A 16,313-nucleotide genomic window follows, 5' to 3' on the forward strand; every position below is an offset into this window, starting at 1 on the left:
GCTTTTTTTATTTATCCAGTTTTCTGGTCGATTGCCGAATGATCAACTCAGGCTCAAATACGACATCCTCTTGCTTCGGTTTTTTATGCTCTAAGCAGTCAATGACATATTTCGCGGCCGCTTTTCCAAGCGCGGATTTCGGGTGCTTGACAGAGGTTAATTTCACCTCGGAGATTTGGGCAAAATGCGAATCATCATACCCAACGATAGACATATCTTCAGGCACTTTAATATCCATCTCCCGCAGCATGTCAATGACCTTCAGCGCGATTTCATCGTTATAGCAAAGAATAGCAGTCGGCATGTTTTTGCTGTTTTTCTGCAGCGTCTTTTTCACTTTCTCCAACAGCTTCGATTCCTTTTCCTCTGTCGTAAAGGTCACGATCATATCCGGAGAAGGAAATAACTCCCGCTCCCGATGCGCCTGTATAAATCCGTTCATCCGCTTGACACCTTGCGTATCATCAGCTTTGAAAATGCCCATCATGTGCGTGTGGCCGAGAGTAAGCAAGTAATCCGCCGCCATCATCCCGCCTTTCACATCATCTAACGTAAAACTCGGCGCGGCAAGCTCGGCGTATGACGCGTTCATCATCGCAAAAGGGATGCCGTTTTTCTCCAAATTCAGATAGTAGCCTATATTCGGGGTTTGCAGGGCGCTTTTTGTCGGTTCCACAATAAGTCCGTCAATATGCTGTGACAGGAGGTTTTCTAATCCTCTTCGTTCATTGTCCGGATTGTTGTTTGTGCTTGTCAAAAGCATAGAATAGCCCTGCTCGCTTAAATAAGACTCGATTCCCCGAATGATGCTCGGAAAAATATAGTCTGATATGTAGGTTGTCAGAACACCAATCGTTTTATTGGAATGCAGCGCTGACTTAGCGGAGCGTGAAGCGACAAAGGTGCCTCCCCCTTGCACGCTGTACAGCAGACCTTGTGATACGAGGTCTCCGATCGCTTTGCGGATGGTATGCCGGCTGACGCCGAATTGCTGCATTAATTCGTTTTCGGTAGGGATCTTTTGATCGGGCAGTATTTTGCCTTGATTAATCCATGAACTGATTTCTTCTTTTACTTGCGCGTATTTTGGTAACATTTTTCCATTCCTCCAAAATGTATACGGACAAATTTTAGTATATCACAGCGTTCTTTGTAAGAAAACATTGACAGAAAATGCAAACAGGATTATCCTATATTTGTACGTACTAATTAAATGAAATTTTCCTTAAATTTTTATATAAGTACGTACAATTAAAGAAGTAAATGTAAACGCTTTACTTAACACTCGGGAGGGCAGGGAAATGAAGAATACTCCAACTCAATTAGAACCAAATGCTCCTGTAACAAGAGGCCATTCAATGGGGTTTGTTATTTTAATCTCATGCGCGGCTGGACTTGGCGGCTTACTGTACGGCTATGACACGGCAGTGATTTCAGGCGCCATCGGTTTTCTGAAAGATTTATACAGCCTAACTCCATTTATGGAAGGGCTTGTGATTTCCAGCATTATGATCGGAGGAGTGGCGGGCGTCGGGATATCCGGATTTTTAAGCGACAGGTTCGGCCGGAGAAAAATTTTAATGACAGCCGCTTTGTTGTTTGCGATATCGGCCATCGTTTCAGCGCTTTCTCAAGATGTATCTACCTTAATCATTGCAAGGATTATCGGAGGCCTCGGGATTGGGATGGGATCATCTCTATCTGTGACGTACATTACAGAAGCGGCGCCGCCCGCCATACGCGGAAGCCTTTCCTCCTTATATCAGCTCTTTACGATATTGGGTATTTCCGCTACGTACTTTATTAATCTCGCTGTGCAGCGCTCCGGAACATACGAATGGGGCGTGCACACCGGATGGAGATGGATGCTCGCTTATGGAATGGTGCCGTCCGTGATCTTTTTCCTCGTATTGCTCGTCGTGCCGGAAAGCCCGAGGTGGCTGGCGAAAGCGGGCAAAACAACAGAAGCGTTAAAGATACTGACACGTATTAATGGAGAAACTGTCGCAAAAGAAGAATTAAAGAACATTGAGAAATCTTTAAAAATAGAACAAATGGGATCGTTGTCCCAGCTGTTTAAGCCGGGTCTCAGAAAGGCGCTTATCATTGGAATCCTGCTGGCGTTGTTTAACCAAGTCATCGGCATGAACGCGATCACTTACTATGGGCCGGAAATCTTTAAAATGATGGGATACGGGCAAAACGCCGGATTTGTGGCAACCTGTATCGTCGGTGTTGTAGAAGTTATTTTTACCGTTATTGCGGTGCTGTTGATTGATAAAGTAGGACGGAAAAAATTGATGTCCATCGGATCTGCTTTTATGGCCATCTTTATGATCTTAATCGGAACGTCGTTCTACTTTCAGTTAACAAACGGACTTATGCTGATCTTCTTTATTTTAGGTTTTGTGGCGGCATTTTGTGTGTCTGTAGGACCGATCACATGGATTATGATTTCTGAAATCTTCCCGAACCACCTGCGTGCGCGGGCCGCGGGGATTGCGACCATCTTTTTATGGGGAGCAAACTGGGCGATCGGACAGTTTGTGCCGATGATGATCGACTCATTCGGGCTCGCCTATACATTCTGGATCTTTGCGGTGATTAACATCCTTTGCTTCCTGTTTGTCGTAACGATCTGCCCGGAAACGAAGAACAAATCGCTCGAAGAAATCGAAAAGCTCTGGATAAAATGAAAACGCTTTATAGAATCAAGCCCTTTCGCTGGAAAGGGCTTTTTATGTTGGGATGCACCTTTTTTCGTTTTCTGTATAAGATAAGATAGATAGGGAAAAATATAGCTGGATAAACACTGCTGCATGAAAACTCTGCGAATATTGTCGATGATTTGGCTCTTAACAGTTGAATAAACAATTCCACCCTGTTAAAATAATTAAAGAAAGCAGAGGTAATTTTTTTTGGCTATGATGGGACGTTTTTTGTCATAGCGGGACATATAATGTCCAGCAAAAAAAGGAAGGAACGTTTGAGTCATGAACCAGTTACTACAAGCTCAAAAAAAATTATTGCCTGATCTTCTGCTCGTTATGCAAAAGAGGTTTGAAATCTTGCAGTATATCAGGCTGACAGAACCCATCGGGCGAAGAAGCCTGTCTGCCAGTCTTGAAATCAGCGAACGTGTGCTGAGGGGCGAGGTTCAGTTTTTAAAAGAACAGAATCTGGTCGATATCAAAACAAACGGCATGACTTTGACAGAAGAGGGCTATGAACTGCTTTCGGTTCTTGAAGATACGATGAAAGATGTTTTAGGTTTGACTCTTTTGGAAAAGACATTAAAAGAACGTTTAAATCTAAAGGATGCCATTATCGTGTCCGGAGACAGCGATCAATCCCCTTGGGTCAAAAAAGAAATGGGAAGAGCAGCTGTCACATGTATGAAAAAAAGATTTTCAGGCAAAAATATCGTCGCTGTAACTGGCGGTACGACAATTGAAGCTGTCGCCGACATGATGACGCCGGATTCTAAAAACCGCGAGCTTTTGTTTGTGCCTGCGAGAGGCGGTTTAGGCGAAGACGTGAAAAACCAGGCGAACACCATATGCGCGCATATGGCGGAGAAGGCTTCAGGCACTTACCGGCTTTTGTTTGTTCCGGGACAGCTGTCACAAGGCGCCTATTCATCTATTATTGAAGAGCCTTCTGTCAAAGAGGTGCTGAACACGATTAAATCGGCGAGTATGCTGGTTCACGGAATCGGTGAAGCTAAAACGATGGCTCAGCGGAGAAACACACCTTTAGAAGACTTAAAAAAAATAGATGATAACGACGCGGTGACAGAAGCGTTTGGCTACTATTTTAATGCGGACGGCGAAGTGGTCCATAAAGTGCATTCTGTCGGAATGCAGCTGGATGACATAGACGCCATCCCCGATATTATTGCGGTAGCAGGGGGTTCATCAAAAGCCGAGGCGATCGAGGCTTACTTTAAAAAGCCCCGCAACACGGTTCTCGTCACAGACGAAGGAGCCGCAAAGAAGTTATTAAGGGATGAATAATCCCTCAATATAAATATCTCTCACTTATTTAAAGGAGGAAACAATCATGGCAGTAAAAGTCGGTATTAACGGTTTTGGTCGTATTGGACGTAACGTATTCCGCGCAGCATTAAACAATCCTGAAGTTGAGGTAGTAGCGGTTAACGATTTAACAGATGCTAATATGCTGGCTCACCTTTTACAATATGATTCTGTACACGGAAAATTAGACGCTGAAGTTTCAGTTGACGGTAACAACCTTGTTGTTAACGGCAAAACAATTGAAGTTTCTGCAGAACGCGATCCTGCTAAACTTAGCTGGGGCAAACAAGGCGTTGAAATCGTAGTTGAATCTACTGGTTTCTTCACAAAACGCGCAGACGCTGCGAAGCACTTAGAAGCTGGCGCGAAAAAAGTAATCATCTCTGCTCCTGCTAACGAAGAAGATATCACAATCGTTATGGGTGTTAACGAAGATAAATACGATGCGGCTAACCACGATGTTATCTCTAACGCATCTTGCACAACAAACTGCCTTGCGCCGTTTGCAAAAGTACTTAACGACAAATTCGGCATCAAACGCGGTATGATGACAACTGTTCACTCTTACACGAACGATCAGCAAATCCTTGATCTTCCGCACAAAGACTACCGTCGTGCGCGTGCAGCAGCTGAAAACATCATCCCAACATCAACTGGTGCTGCGAAAGCAGTTTCTCTAGTTCTTCCTGAACTAAAAGGCAAACTGAACGGCGGAGCAATGCGTGTTCCTACTCCAAACGTATCTCTAGTTGACTTGGTTGCTGAACTGAACCAAGAAGTAACAGCTGAAGATGTAAACGCAGCTCTTAAAGAAGCGGCTGAAGGAGATCTTAAAGGAATCCTTGGTTACAGCGAAGAGCCATTAGTTTCTGGCGACTACAACGGAAACAAAAACTCTTCTACAATCGATGCGCTTTCTACAATGGTTATGGAAGGCAGCATGGTAAAAGTAATCTCTTGGTACGATAACGAAAGCGGCTACTCTAACCGCGTTGTTGACCTTGCAGCTTACATCGCAAAACAAGGTCTTTAATTTATAGCTGAAAAAAGGACCTGACTTGGTTCTTTTGAATAGAAGCGCTATAATGAAAGCGGACAAGGGAAGGGGACGGACTCCCTTTCCCTTTTTCCATGAAGACCGGCTTTCAGAAAACGTTCTGTGATAGAGAAACGGCCGCGTTTTTTATCAGTTTTTGCCGGCGCTTTCGCCGAAGGCCGCTGCCCTGGCTTTTGGACGAACTGCCCTGTGCCGAAAAAGACTGTGATCTGCCCTGGCGGAGTTATCGCTTGACCAGACGGTTTCACGTTTTTCGTGCTGTATGCAAACCACTTTGAAGGAGGATCTCCTAGGCATGAATAAGAAAACTCTCAAAGACATCGACGTAAAAGGCAAAGTTGTATTCTGCCGCGTTGACTTTAACGTTCCAATGAAAGACGGGGAAGTAACAGACGATACACGTATCCGTGCTGCGCTTCCAACAATCAAACACCTTGCAGAACAAGGCGCGAAAGTCCTGCTGGCGAGCCACTTAGGCCGTCCGAAAGGCGAAGTGGCTGAGGAGCTTCGTTTAACTCCTGTCGCTGCACGTCTCGGCGAACTGCTTGGCAAAGAAGTGAAAAAAGCGGATGAAGCTTACGGCGATGCTGTAAAAGCACAAATTTCCGAAATGAAGGACGGAGACGTTCTTGTATTGGAAAACGTGCGCTTCTACCCTGGTGAAGAGAAAAATGATCCTGAGCTTGCAAAAGCGTTTGCTGAGCTTGCAGATGTATATGTAAATGACGCATTTGGTGCTGCCCACCGTGCTCACGCATCTACAGCTGGAATTGCCGAGCATCTGCCAGCAGTTGCAGGTTTCTTAATGGAAAAAGAGCTTGACGTACTCGGAAAAGCGGTTTCTAACCCTGACCGCCCGTTCACAGCGATCATCGGCGGAGCGAAAGTAAAAGACAAAATCGGCGTGATCGAAAGTCTTCTTGATAAAGTAGACAACCTGATCATCGGCGGAGGTCTTGCTTATACATTCGTTAAAGCGCTTGGCCATGAAGTCGGCAAATCTCTTCTTGAAGAGGATAAAATCGACCTTGCGAAGTCATTTATGGACCGCGCGAAAGAAAAAGGCGTTAATTTCTACATGCCTGAAGATGTACTCGTTGCAGATGATTTCTCTAACGATGCAAACGTGAAAATGGTGCCGATCTCTGAAATCCCTAGTGATTTAGAAGCAATCGACATCGGTACAAAAACACGCGAAACGTATGCTGACGTCATCAAAAACAGCAAACTTGTCGTGTGGAACGGACCGATGGGCGTATTCGAAATCGACTTGTTCGCTCAAGGAACAAAAGCGGTTGCTGAAGCATTGGCAGAGGCGAAAGATACATACTCTGTCATCGGCGGAGGAGACTCTGCGGCAGCGGTTGAAAAATTCGGCCTTGCTGACAAAATGAGCCACATCTCAACAGGCGGCGGCGCATCCCTTGAGTTTATGGAAGGCAAAGAGCTTCCAGGGGTAGCTGCACTTAACGATAAATAATCTCAAAACTGCTATAAGGAAGTGGAACAGATGAGAAAACCAATTATCGCCGGTAACTGGAAAATGAACAAAACACTCGGCGAAGCTGTCAGCTTCGTTGAAGAAGTGAAATCTTCCATTCCAGCAGCAGACAAAGCGGAAGCTGTTGTTTGCGCGCCAGCACTTTTCTTAGAAAAGCTTACTTCTGCTGTGAAAGGCACTGACCTTAAAGTCGGCGCACAAAACATGCACTTCGAAGAAAGCGGCGCGTTCACAGGCGAAATCAGTCCGGTTGCTCTTAACGACCTTGGCGTTGACTACTGCGTCATCGGCCACTCTGAGCGCCGTGAAATGTTCGCCGAAACGGATGAAACAGTCAATAAAAAAGCACATGCTGCTTTCAAACACGGCATTGTGCCGATCATCTGTGTAGGTGAAACGCTTGAAGAGCGCGAAGCCGGTAAAACAAATGATCTTGTTGCTGATCAAGTAAAAAAAGGCCTTGCTGGTCTTTCTGAAGAACAAGTTGCTGCTTCTGTTATTGCGTATGAGCCAATCTGGGCAATCGGAACAGGCAAATCTTCTACAGCAAAAGATGCGAACGACGTGTGTGCGCATATCCGTAAAACCGTCGCTGAAAGCTTCAGTCAAGAAGTTGCAGACAAGCTTCGCATTCAATATGGCGGAAGCGTAAAGCCTGCAAACATTAAAGAATATATGGCAGAGTCCGATATTGACGGTGCTTTGGTCGGCGGCGCGAGCCTTGAGCCACAGTCATTCGTTCAATTATTGGAGGAAGGTCAATATGAGTAAAAAACCAGCTGCACTCATCATTCTTGATGGGTTCGGATTACGTAACGAAACAGTAGGAAACGCAGTCGCTTTAGCGAAAAAACCGAATTTTGACCGCTACTGGAACCAGTATCCTCATCAAACATTGACTGCTTCAGGCGAGGCTGTAGGTCTTCCTGACGGACAGATGGGGAACTCCGAAGTGGGTCACTTAAATATCGGTGCGGGACGTATTGTGTACCAAAGCTTAACACGCGTAAATGTTGCCATTCGCGAAGGGGAGTTCGAACGCAATCAAACATTCCTTGACGCGATTAACAGCGCGAAAGAAAACGATAAAGCCCTGCACCTGTTCGGCCTTTTATCAGACGGCGGTGTGCACAGCCACATCAATCATTTGTTCGCATTGTTAAAGCTTGCGAAAAATGAAGGGCTGACAAAGGTTTACATCCATGGTTTCCTTGACGGCCGTGATGTAGGGCCGCAAACAGCGAAGACGTACATTAAGCAGCTGAACGAACAAATCGAGGAAATCGGTGTCGGAGAAATCGCAAGTGTTTCCGGGCGCTACTACTCAATGGACCGCGACAAACGCTGGGACCGTGTAGAAAAAGCGTACCGCGCAATGGCGTACGGCGAAGGCCCGACATACCGCAGCGCAATGGATGTTGTTGATGATTCATATGCGAACGGAATCTATGATGAGTTCGTGATTCCATCCGTCATCACAAAAGAAAACGGTGAGCCTGTTGCGACAATCCAAGACGGCGATTCTGTGATTTTCTATAATTTCAGACCGGACCGCGCCATCCAGATTTCCAACACGTTCACAAATAAAGACTTCCGTGACTTCGATCGCGGCGAGAATTATCCGAAGAACCTGCATTTCGTCTGCCTGACTCACTTCAGTGAAACCGTTGACGGATATGTAGCGTTTAAACCGATAAATCTTGATAACACAGTCGGAGAAGTATTATCTCAAAATGGATTAAAACAGCTTCGAATTGCAGAGACTGAAAAGTATCCGCATGTCACGTTCTTTATGAGCGGCGGCCGTGAAGCTGAATTCCCGGGTGAAGAGCGTATTCTCATCAACTCGCCTAAAGTTGCAACGTATGACTTGAAGCCTGAAATGAGTGCGTATGAAGTGAAGGACGCGCTTGTCAAAGAGATTGAAGCTGACAAGCATGACGCGATCATTTTGAACTTCGCAAACCCTGATATGGTCGGCCACTCCGGAATGGTTGAACCAACAATTAAAGCAATTGAAGCAGTGGACGAATGCTTAGGCGAAGTCGTTGACGCGATTCTCGCTAAAGGCGGACACGCGATCATTACCGCTGATCACGGTAATGCTGACATTCTGATTACAGAATCAGGTGATCCGCACACTGCGCATACGACAAACCCAGTCCCTGTCATTGTGACGAAAGAAGGCGTCACGCTGCGTGAAGGCGGAATCCTAGGCGACCTTGCACCAACGTTGTTAGACCTTCTCGATGTTGAAAAACCGCAAGAAATGACAGGAACATCGTTAATTCAAAAATAATTTGAAATCAAAAGGAGAGACAAAACTCATGCCATACATTGTTGATGTTTATGCACGCGAAGTATTAGACTCCCGCGGCAACCCAACAGTTGAAGTTGAAGTATATACAGAAACAGGAGCTTTCGGCCGCGCATTAGTGCCAAGCGGAGCTTCTACAGGTGAATACGAAGCAGTTGAGCTTCGTGACGGCGACAAAGACCGTTACCTTGGAAAAGGCGTGTTAACGGCTGTTAACAACGTAAACGAAATCATTTCTCCAGAGCTTCTTGGCTTTGATGTAACTGAACAAAACGCAATCGATCAGCTTTTAATCGAGCTTGACGGTACTGAAAACAAAGGCAAACTTGGTGCGAACGCAATCCTTGGCGTATCTATGGCTTGTGCGCGCGCAGCTGCTGATTTCTTACAGATTCCTCTTTACCAATACCTTGGAGGATTCAACTCAAAAACACTCCCTGTACCGATGATGAACATCGTAAACGGCGGAGAGCATGCTGACAACAACGTTGATATTCAAGAATTCATGATCATGCCTGTAGGTGCTCCTAACTTCCGTGAAGCACTTCGCATGGGCGCTCAAATCTTCCACAGCCTGAAATCAGTTCTTTCTGCTAAAGGAATGAACACAGCTGTAGGTGATGAAGGCGGATTTGCTCCAAACCTTGGTTCTAACGAAGAAGCGCTTCAAACAATCGTTGAAGCAATCGAAAAAGCCGGCTTCAAACCTGGCGAAGAAGTGAAGCTTGCAATGGATGCTGCATCTTCTGAGTTCTACAACAAAGAAGACGGCAAATACCATCTGTCTGGCGAAGGCGTTGTGAAAACATCTGCTGAAATGGTTGACTGGTACGAAGAAATGGTTTCTAAATACCCAATCATCTCTATCGAAGACGGACTTGACGAAAACGACTGGGAAGGCCACAAGCTTCTTACTGAGCGTCTTGGCAAAAAAGTTCAGCTTGTTGGTGATGACCTCTTCGTTACAAACACGAAAAAACTTGCTGAAGGTATCAAAAACGGCGTAGGCAACTCAATCCTGATCAAAGTAAACCAAATCGGTACATTGACTGAAACATTCGATGCGATCGAAATGGCGAAACGCGCAGGCTACACAGCTGTTATCTCTCACCGTTCTGGTGAAACAGAAGACAGCACAATCGCTGACATCGCTGTGGCAACAAATGCAGGACAAATCAAAACAGGTGCTCCGTCTCGTACGGACCGTGTTGCGAAATACAACCAGCTTCTTCGCATCGAAGATCAGTTGGCTGAAACTGCTCAATACCACGGCATTAACACGTTCTACAACTTGAACAAGTAATAAAATGACCGCCGAGGTATCTCTCGGCGGTTTTTTTATGCTTTAGAGATCCAAATAAAGCCTTACCATATCGCGGCATTGAATGCCGTTTTCAAAGATCTCCTCCTCGTAGTGTCTGATAAAAAAATCACGGTCGATCCCCTGCAGGCGGAATCCGCATTTTTGATAAAGCGACAGCTGATGCATGCTTGAATTCCCAGTGCCAATCTCAATCACCCTTGCTCCCATGTGTTTCGCTTTTTCAATGGCGTCGCGGATCAGCAGCTTGCCAATGCCCTGTTTTTGCATTGTTGGTTTTACTGCAATGTTAACGATTTCTGCGGTTTGCGGTCTGGTTGTGATTATCACGTATACACCAGCTAACTCACCCGCTATATTAGCGGTATAGCATTCTCCTCTGGCTAGATATTCATCAACAATTTCTTTCGACGGATCGGCGAGCAGCAGAAGCTTGTACAGCGATTCATCATAGTTTTTCGCTTTTTGAATGGTGAGCTGTTGCATCATCATTCCACCTTTTCATATGTTTATAGAGATATTTTCATGATTTCCTCCAATTCGATACCATTCTATTATAAAATATGTAACATAGGAAATATGTACAAAATAGTGGAGCGAAAATAGGAGGAACGTCACATGTTTTGTAAGGAATGCGGTCAGAGAAATAAAGAAGGGGCCAAGTTTTGTAAAGAATGCGGCACCCCGATCGGAGGGAGCAGCAGACAGGCACATAAAGAAACAGCAGGCGCTGCTGAAATGAGGCAGGCGCCGCGCAAGCCAATCCCTAAGAAAACCATCATCTTATGGAGCAGCATTGCCGCTGCGTGCGTTATATTATTCGCCGCCTATAAAACCGGAGCGTATTTTACTTCAAAGGATAGGTTAGTCGATAAATTTGAACAGGCTGTAAAGGATGAGGATCAAGAGCAAATCGCGTCCCTCCTTACGCCGGTAAATGACAAGCTTAAGTTGACTAAAAAGAATGTAAAGCCGTTTCTTGCCTATTTAAAGGATCATCCTGATAAAAAAGATGAGCTTTTTGCATCGCTGCGTGCGGACACAGCTCAAAAGGATATCGTATACGCGGAGCAAGACGGGAAAAGCTTGCTCGTATTTGACCATTATGATTTAAAGATAGCACCTGTTTATTTTGAAGTGACCAGCAATTATAAAAATACCGATCTATATGTGAATAAAGAGGATGCCGGACAGGTAAAGAAAGCCGATCAAGCACAAACCCTCGGGCCATACATTCCCGGCGAATATACCGTCTCAGCCAAACTGAAAAACGATGTCGTTGATCTCGTGAAAAAGGAAGACATTCAGGCTGTTGGCGATAACAGCTTTCGTGTTGATCTCTCATTGGAAGCAGACGATGTGACATTCAGCTTAGCGGATGACATCAAGAGCGGGAAGGGTGATTTGCTGATTAACGGCAAGTCGATTCATAAGGACCCGTTCAAATCCGTCACATATGGCCCTCTTCTGACAGACGGATCCATGACGGCTGCGGTCGAAGCGGAGTTTCCGTGGGGAAAAACAAAAACAGCGGGCGTGCCAATCGACCATAAAGAAATGGAGTTAACGTTAATTCCTGATCAAGACACACAGGAAACTATTATGAAAACGATTGTCAAAACAACGAAACAGTATTCCAAAGCGCTATCAGATGGGGATACAGCCCAGATGACAGAGGCGAGCGCCAAATGGAAGGCACAGGCGAAGGATACCGTCGATTCTTTGAAATATACGAATTCTTATTTAAAAGATAAATATTTAGAAACTGATTTTGATCTGGATACATTCGCTCTCTCTCAGAAAAACGACGGGACGTGGCAGGTATCAGTAAAAGGAAAAGAACTGCACCAGTCTTCTTCGTATAACGACTATACAAATTCCGAAATGACTGATGACAGTCCGAGTTACAAATATCTCCTTTCCTATGATAAAAAACAGAAAAAGTGGATTTTTGAAGAAGCAGAATCAACATTCGATTCGGCTGGAACAAATATAAAGAAAATCAAAAATGATAAGCCGGAGACGTACACGTCCGCCTGGGAAGGCTCGAAAAACAAAGACAGTGAAAGCTCTGCAAGCGGTAATGTTACAGATGAACAAGTGACATTATTTATGGGCAGTTATTTGCAAAGTCAGGCAGATGCCGTGAATCAAAATCATTTCTCACTGATGGAAGACAGCCTTGAAAAAGGCAGTTCTCTTTATTCTGACCAACAGCATCTTGTAACGAAATTAAATAAAGAGGGGACAACGGAAGACTTTAATAACTATGAAGTGAAAAGCTGGAGTCAAAATGGATCGGCTATTACAATTAAGACGTATGAAGAATTCTATATCACAAAATCAGGCGGCAGTCCAAAACTGAAAACCTATAACTGGACCTATACCGGCGTAGTGAAGAACGGAAGAATTTACTTAACGTCGATTCAATAAAAACAACCCCATCACCAGCAGGTGATGGGGTTGTTTTTTAAAAGAATATGTAGCGGAAAATCTCTTTCATATAGTGTTCGATCATAAGCTGGAATGTAACGCAGGTGATCAAATAAATGACAATCGTTGAGTAAATGACATCAACCTTTCCTTTATATGAATGCTGGTAACTGATCAGCATCGCAGGAGGAATGGCAAAGAATGCACCGATTAAACCGACGGCTAAAATAGTGAAGCAAATGTCTGTATGCAATAAAAACAATAAAAGGGCAAGAACCAATATAGCCGTAAACGGAATAAGAAACGCGCCAAATCTGGAAAATGAATCTTTGAATGATACGTGGTTTCCCGCGATTTTCAAGGCGAAAAAGATCAATGCATGCAAAAAGAAAAGAAACAGGGCAAAATAAATGGTTGGCTCTAAAAAGATGGCTGTAAAGCTTACGCTGCCGGGACCGTCTGAAAAAAGGATATAAAACATCAAAGGGGTCAGCAAACTGAAAAGAACCAACGTGATGATCGCGCTGATCAGCTGTTCGCCGCCCGTTGTTTTACATTCCTGATAAGGGCGTTTCAGGACGGCCAAAACAAATGAACCGAACTGTTTTGCCGCTTGCTTTGCAGCGGCTCCGGTTTGCGCGGCCTGCTGCTGGCCTGACTGACCAGGGAGCGGTGATCCGCACTTCTCACAAAACTTTCCGCCATCTGTTTGATGGCCGCATTGAGGACAATACATAAAATAACTCCTTTACCTGTAATATAGGGAAAATAGACTACTATTTTTATTATAAAAGAAAAATGTAGTAAAGTAACCAGTATTCCTACAAAAATGTCACATGAAAAAGACACGAGTCTCATAAAAGCCGTGTCTGTTTTATGCTAGTTATTAATGTATTTCTCAAATACATCTCCAAAATCCTTAATATGATATTGAGAGCGAACGGATGTCAGCCAAGTGAATCCGAATTCGGTCAGCTCTTTATATTGCGTTTCAAGATTGACGTGCTCGGGGCGAGTATGATGAAGAATCGTTACGGCTTTATCCAAGCTTTGTTCCGCCTGATTGATTAAAATATCATTTTCATAGGTTGTTTCGGCAATGCGAAGCAGTGCTTTATATAGATCTTTTAACTTTTCAATTTGGTCTTTGTGCACATCGATGTCAAAGTGTTCAGTGCCCAGCTTGAATTTGATTTCCACATCGAGATCGACTTTTCCCGCGGTTTCCAGAAAAACATCAGACATTTTGAATTGAGAGTAAGGATAGCGTTTTAACGTTCGTTTTGAGGAAGTGGCGCGTTCGCCGTCCACATGGATCAGAGCCAGATTCGTAAAGCAGTATTCGTCTGCTTTCGTTTTAATCAAGAAGTATATTTTTTCATTGTCTTCATGCATGACATAGTCATCAGCATCTGTTTTGTCATAATCCTGAGGTTCGATAATTTTTCCGATATCAGATAAGCCAAGGGCATCTGCTGCAATTTTTTTGAACATCTGTATACGTCCTTCCTATTAACATGATCACCTTATTGTAGCATGGAGGGTTTCTTGCTGGCTATAAGCCTATAAAAAGATTGGGAACCTAGTCCTTTTTGGCAATTTTGGTTCACACGTTTAGAAAGGAAACCGGAATGAACGGCACCGATGGGCATGCTTCAAAAACCCGCTCTATTACTTCAGGGAGCGGCTTTCTTTTGTTTTGGCACGTATTGAAAAACTTCCTCACTCTCAAAGAATTCGATCAGTCTGCTCAGCCAGTCGTAGTAATGGAGCCATTCTCGTAATTCATTCAGCAGCTGGTTGACTTTCTCTTCCGCTTCAGGGGTAAGCCCGTCCCTTTGCAAAAGATCAGTCAGCTCCCGGTTTAATTTTTTATACAGCACTTTGTTTTTGCTCACGGCCTTTGTCCAGTTTGCCGCAAATAAAGAAATGAAGGTTTGATAATAATCCTGCTCAACGTCGTAAAGGTCTTTTCTTACCCCTTTTTCAAACACCTTCTCGGCAATATTGGCATCGATCATTTCACGGACAACCTGGCTCATCCGTGTTTTGCTCATGCCTGTTGCCTCTGACAGCTCGTTTAATGTCATCGGTTTTCGATTCATATAAATAATCCCAAGCACACGTCCGACAGTGGAAGGCATACCAAACGTCTGCATATTTTCGGCAATCTTCTCAATGAGATGCTCTTCAGCATGTTCAATGATGTCGAGAGCAGTTTTTTCCACAGCTGATCATCCCTTCAAATGGAAATTGGTGGTGTCAATATATCATATTTCTGCCAGCTGTTGAAAATAGCTGAATGCAGAGGAAGAGGGAGGTATCCGGCGTAATTGTAAGAACATCCTTTCCATCTTGGTCATAACAATAAATAATCTGTAAATAACATATAATTTCGACACATTGTAAACTTTTTATTTTATAAAGTTCAAACTATAATAAAGATTATACTTTTCAGAAAATTTATAGGAAACCTGCGGAGGTGCACGGATTGCTGAAATTGGAACAAGTATCAAAAGTATATAAAGGCGGTAAAAAAGCTGTGAACAGCATTAATTTAGAGATAGCCAAGGGAGAATTCATCTGTTTTATCGGCCCGAGCGGCTGCGGAAAAACGACGACGATGAAAATGATTAATAGATTGATTGAACCATCGTCAGGAAAGATCTTGATCGACGGAGAAAATATGATCGAACAGGACCCGGTTGAGCTGAGGAGAAAAATCGGCTATGTCATTCAACAAATTGGTTTGTTCCCCCACATGACCATCCAGCAGAACATCTCGCTCGTACCGAAACTGCTGAAATGGCCTGAAGAAAAACGGAAAGAACGGGCGAGAGAGCTATTAAAGCTTGTGGATATGGGCCCGGAATATTTAGACCGTTATCCCCATGAGCTCAGTGGCGGACAGCAGCAAAGAATCGGCGTGCTGCGCGCACTGGCTGCGGAACCCCCTCTCATTTTAATGGATGAACCGTTCGGAGCCCTTGATCCGATTACGCGCGATTCCCTTCAGGAAGAATTCAAAAAACTGCAGAGAACCTTAAACAAAACGATTGTGTTTGTCACCCACGATATGGACGAAGCGATTAAGCTTGCTGACCGGATCGTGATTTTAAAAGCGGGCGAAATCGTTCAAATCGGCACACCTGATGAGATTCTCAGGAACCCGGCCAATGAATTTGTTGAAGAGTTTATCGGGAAAGAACGCCTGATCCAGTCAAGGCCGGATATCGAGCGGGTGGAGCAAATGATGAACAGAACGCCTGTGACGATATCTGCGGACAAAACGCTCTCCCAGGCGATTCAGCTGATGAGAGAAAAGCGTGTCGACTCGCTGCTCGTTGTGGACCGGCAGAATGTGTTGAAGGGCTACGTTGATGTGGAAATGATTGATCAAAACCGCAAAAAAGCGAGCGTCGTTGGCGATGTATACCGCTCAGATATATATACCGTGCAAAAAGGGGCGCTACTTCGCGATACGGTCCGGAAAATCTTAAAGCAGGGCTTCAAGTATGTCCCGGTGGTGGATGAACAGAACCATTTAGCGGGGATTGTGACAAGAGCGAGCCTTGTTGATATCGTATACGATTCGATATGGGGCGAGGCAGACCAGCTTATGACGATCTGACCAGGAAAGGAGCTCT

14 protein-coding genes are annotated in these 16,313 nt (G+C 44.5%); 9 read left to right on the forward strand and 5 right to left on the reverse strand.

What is annotated here, in order from left to right; genetic code table 11:
• Positions 1 to 7: 7 nt before the first annotated feature.
• Positions 8 to 1,096 carry an arabinose utilization transcriptional regulator AraR gene (gene araR / locus BV11031_RS00275; RefSeq protein WP_010328649.1) on the reverse strand — a complete coding sequence of 363 codons (1,089 nt, stop codon included), beginning with the start codon at positions 1,094 to 1,096 and terminating at the stop codon, positions 8 to 10.
• 205 nt (positions 1,097 to 1,301) lie between these two features.
• Between araR and araE the strand changes: the two genes are divergently transcribed.
• The 7 genes from araE to eno all read left to right on the forward strand — a co-directional run bounded on the left by araE (position 1,302) and on the right by eno (position 10,215).
• On the forward strand, positions 1,302 to 2,696 hold the full coding sequence (gene araE / locus BV11031_RS00280; RefSeq protein ID WP_010328648.1) for an arabinose-proton symporter AraE: 1,395 nt from the start codon (positions 1,302 to 1,304) through the stop codon (positions 2,694 to 2,696).
• Between the two features lie 297 nt (positions 2,697 to 2,993).
• Positions 2,994 to 4,016: a gapA transcriptional regulator CggR gene (gene cggR / locus BV11031_RS00285; protein WP_010328647.1), complete on the forward strand. Its 1,023-nt coding sequence runs from the start codon at positions 2,994 to 2,996 to the stop codon at positions 4,014 to 4,016.
• A gap of 46 nt (positions 4,017 to 4,062) precedes the next feature.
• Positions 4,063 to 5,070, forward strand: coding sequence for a type I glyceraldehyde-3-phosphate dehydrogenase (gene gap / locus BV11031_RS00290; RefSeq protein ID WP_010328646.1), 1,008 nt, complete (start codon positions 4,063 to 4,065; stop codon positions 5,068 to 5,070).
• A 319-nt stretch (positions 5,071 to 5,389) separates the two neighbouring features.
• On the forward strand, positions 5,390 to 6,574 hold the full coding sequence (locus BV11031_RS00295) for a phosphoglycerate kinase (RefSeq protein ID WP_010328644.1): 1,185 nt from the start codon (positions 5,390 to 5,392) through the stop codon (positions 6,572 to 6,574).
• Between the two features lie 30 nt (positions 6,575 to 6,604).
• Positions 6,605 to 7,366 carry a triose-phosphate isomerase gene (gene tpiA, locus BV11031_RS00300; RefSeq protein ID WP_010328643.1) on the forward strand — a complete coding sequence of 254 codons (762 nt, stop codon included), beginning with the start codon at positions 6,605 to 6,607 and terminating at the stop codon, positions 7,364 to 7,366.
• Positions 7,359 to 8,894, forward strand: a complete 1,536-nt coding sequence (gene gpmI, locus BV11031_RS00305) for a 2,3-bisphosphoglycerate-independent phosphoglycerate mutase (RefSeq protein ID WP_010328642.1) — start codon at positions 7,359 to 7,361, stop codon at positions 8,892 to 8,894. Before tpiA ends, gpmI begins: the two co-directional genes overlap by 8 nt.
• Before the next feature lie 28 nt (positions 8,895 to 8,922).
• A complete protein-coding gene (gene eno, locus BV11031_RS00310; protein ID WP_010328641.1) occupies positions 8,923 to 10,215 on the forward strand; it encodes a phosphopyruvate hydratase in 1,293 nt (430 codons plus the stop codon).
• A 42-nt stretch (positions 10,216 to 10,257) separates the two neighbouring features.
• On the opposite strand, the gene BV11031_RS00315 is transcribed toward eno, so the two are convergent.
• Entirely contained in the window at positions 10,258 to 10,719 is a 462-nt protein-coding gene (locus BV11031_RS00315) for a GNAT family N-acetyltransferase (protein WP_010328640.1), read from the reverse strand.
• A 132-nt stretch (positions 10,720 to 10,851) separates the two neighbouring features.
• Between BV11031_RS00315 and BV11031_RS00320 the strand changes: the two genes are divergently transcribed.
• Positions 10,852 to 12,666, forward strand: a complete 1,815-nt coding sequence (locus BV11031_RS00320) for a zinc ribbon domain-containing protein (protein ID WP_129550667.1) — start codon at positions 10,852 to 10,854, stop codon at positions 12,664 to 12,666.
• A 37-nt stretch (positions 12,667 to 12,703) separates the two neighbouring features.
• On the opposite strand, the gene BV11031_RS00325 is transcribed toward BV11031_RS00320, so the two are convergent.
• The 3 genes from BV11031_RS00325 to BV11031_RS00335 all read right to left on the reverse strand — a co-directional run bounded on the left by BV11031_RS00325 (position 12,704) and on the right by BV11031_RS00335 (position 14,894).
• The gene (locus BV11031_RS00325) at positions 12,704 to 13,402 is read right to left on the reverse strand and encodes a zinc ribbon domain-containing protein (protein ID WP_010328639.1); all 699 of its coding nucleotides are present in this window, start codon (positions 13,400 to 13,402) and stop codon (positions 12,704 to 12,706) included.
• 143 nt (positions 13,403 to 13,545) lie between these two features.
• A complete protein-coding gene (locus tag BV11031_RS00330) occupies positions 13,546 to 14,160 on the reverse strand; it encodes a PH domain-containing protein (protein ID WP_010328638.1) in 615 nt (204 codons plus the stop codon).
• A gap of 182 nt (positions 14,161 to 14,342) precedes the next feature.
• On the reverse strand, positions 14,343 to 14,894 hold the full coding sequence (locus BV11031_RS00335; protein ID WP_010328637.1) for a GbsR/MarR family transcriptional regulator: 552 nt from the start codon (positions 14,892 to 14,894) through the stop codon (positions 14,343 to 14,345).
• Between the two features lie 263 nt (positions 14,895 to 15,157).
• On the opposite strand from BV11031_RS00335, the gene opuCA reads away from it, so the two are divergent.
• Positions 15,158 to 16,297 (forward strand): osmoprotectant ABC transporter ATP-binding protein OpuCA, encoded by a 1,140-nt coding sequence (opuCA, locus tag BV11031_RS00340; RefSeq protein ID WP_010328636.1) that lies wholly within the window; start codon positions 15,158 to 15,160, stop codon positions 16,295 to 16,297.
• Positions 16,298 to 16,313 lie beyond the last annotated feature (16 nt).

The sequence above is a fragment of the Bacillus vallismortis genome (assembly GCF_004116955.1).
Classification (GTDB): Bacteria; Bacillota; Bacilli; order Bacillales; family Bacillaceae; genus Bacillus; species Bacillus vallismortis.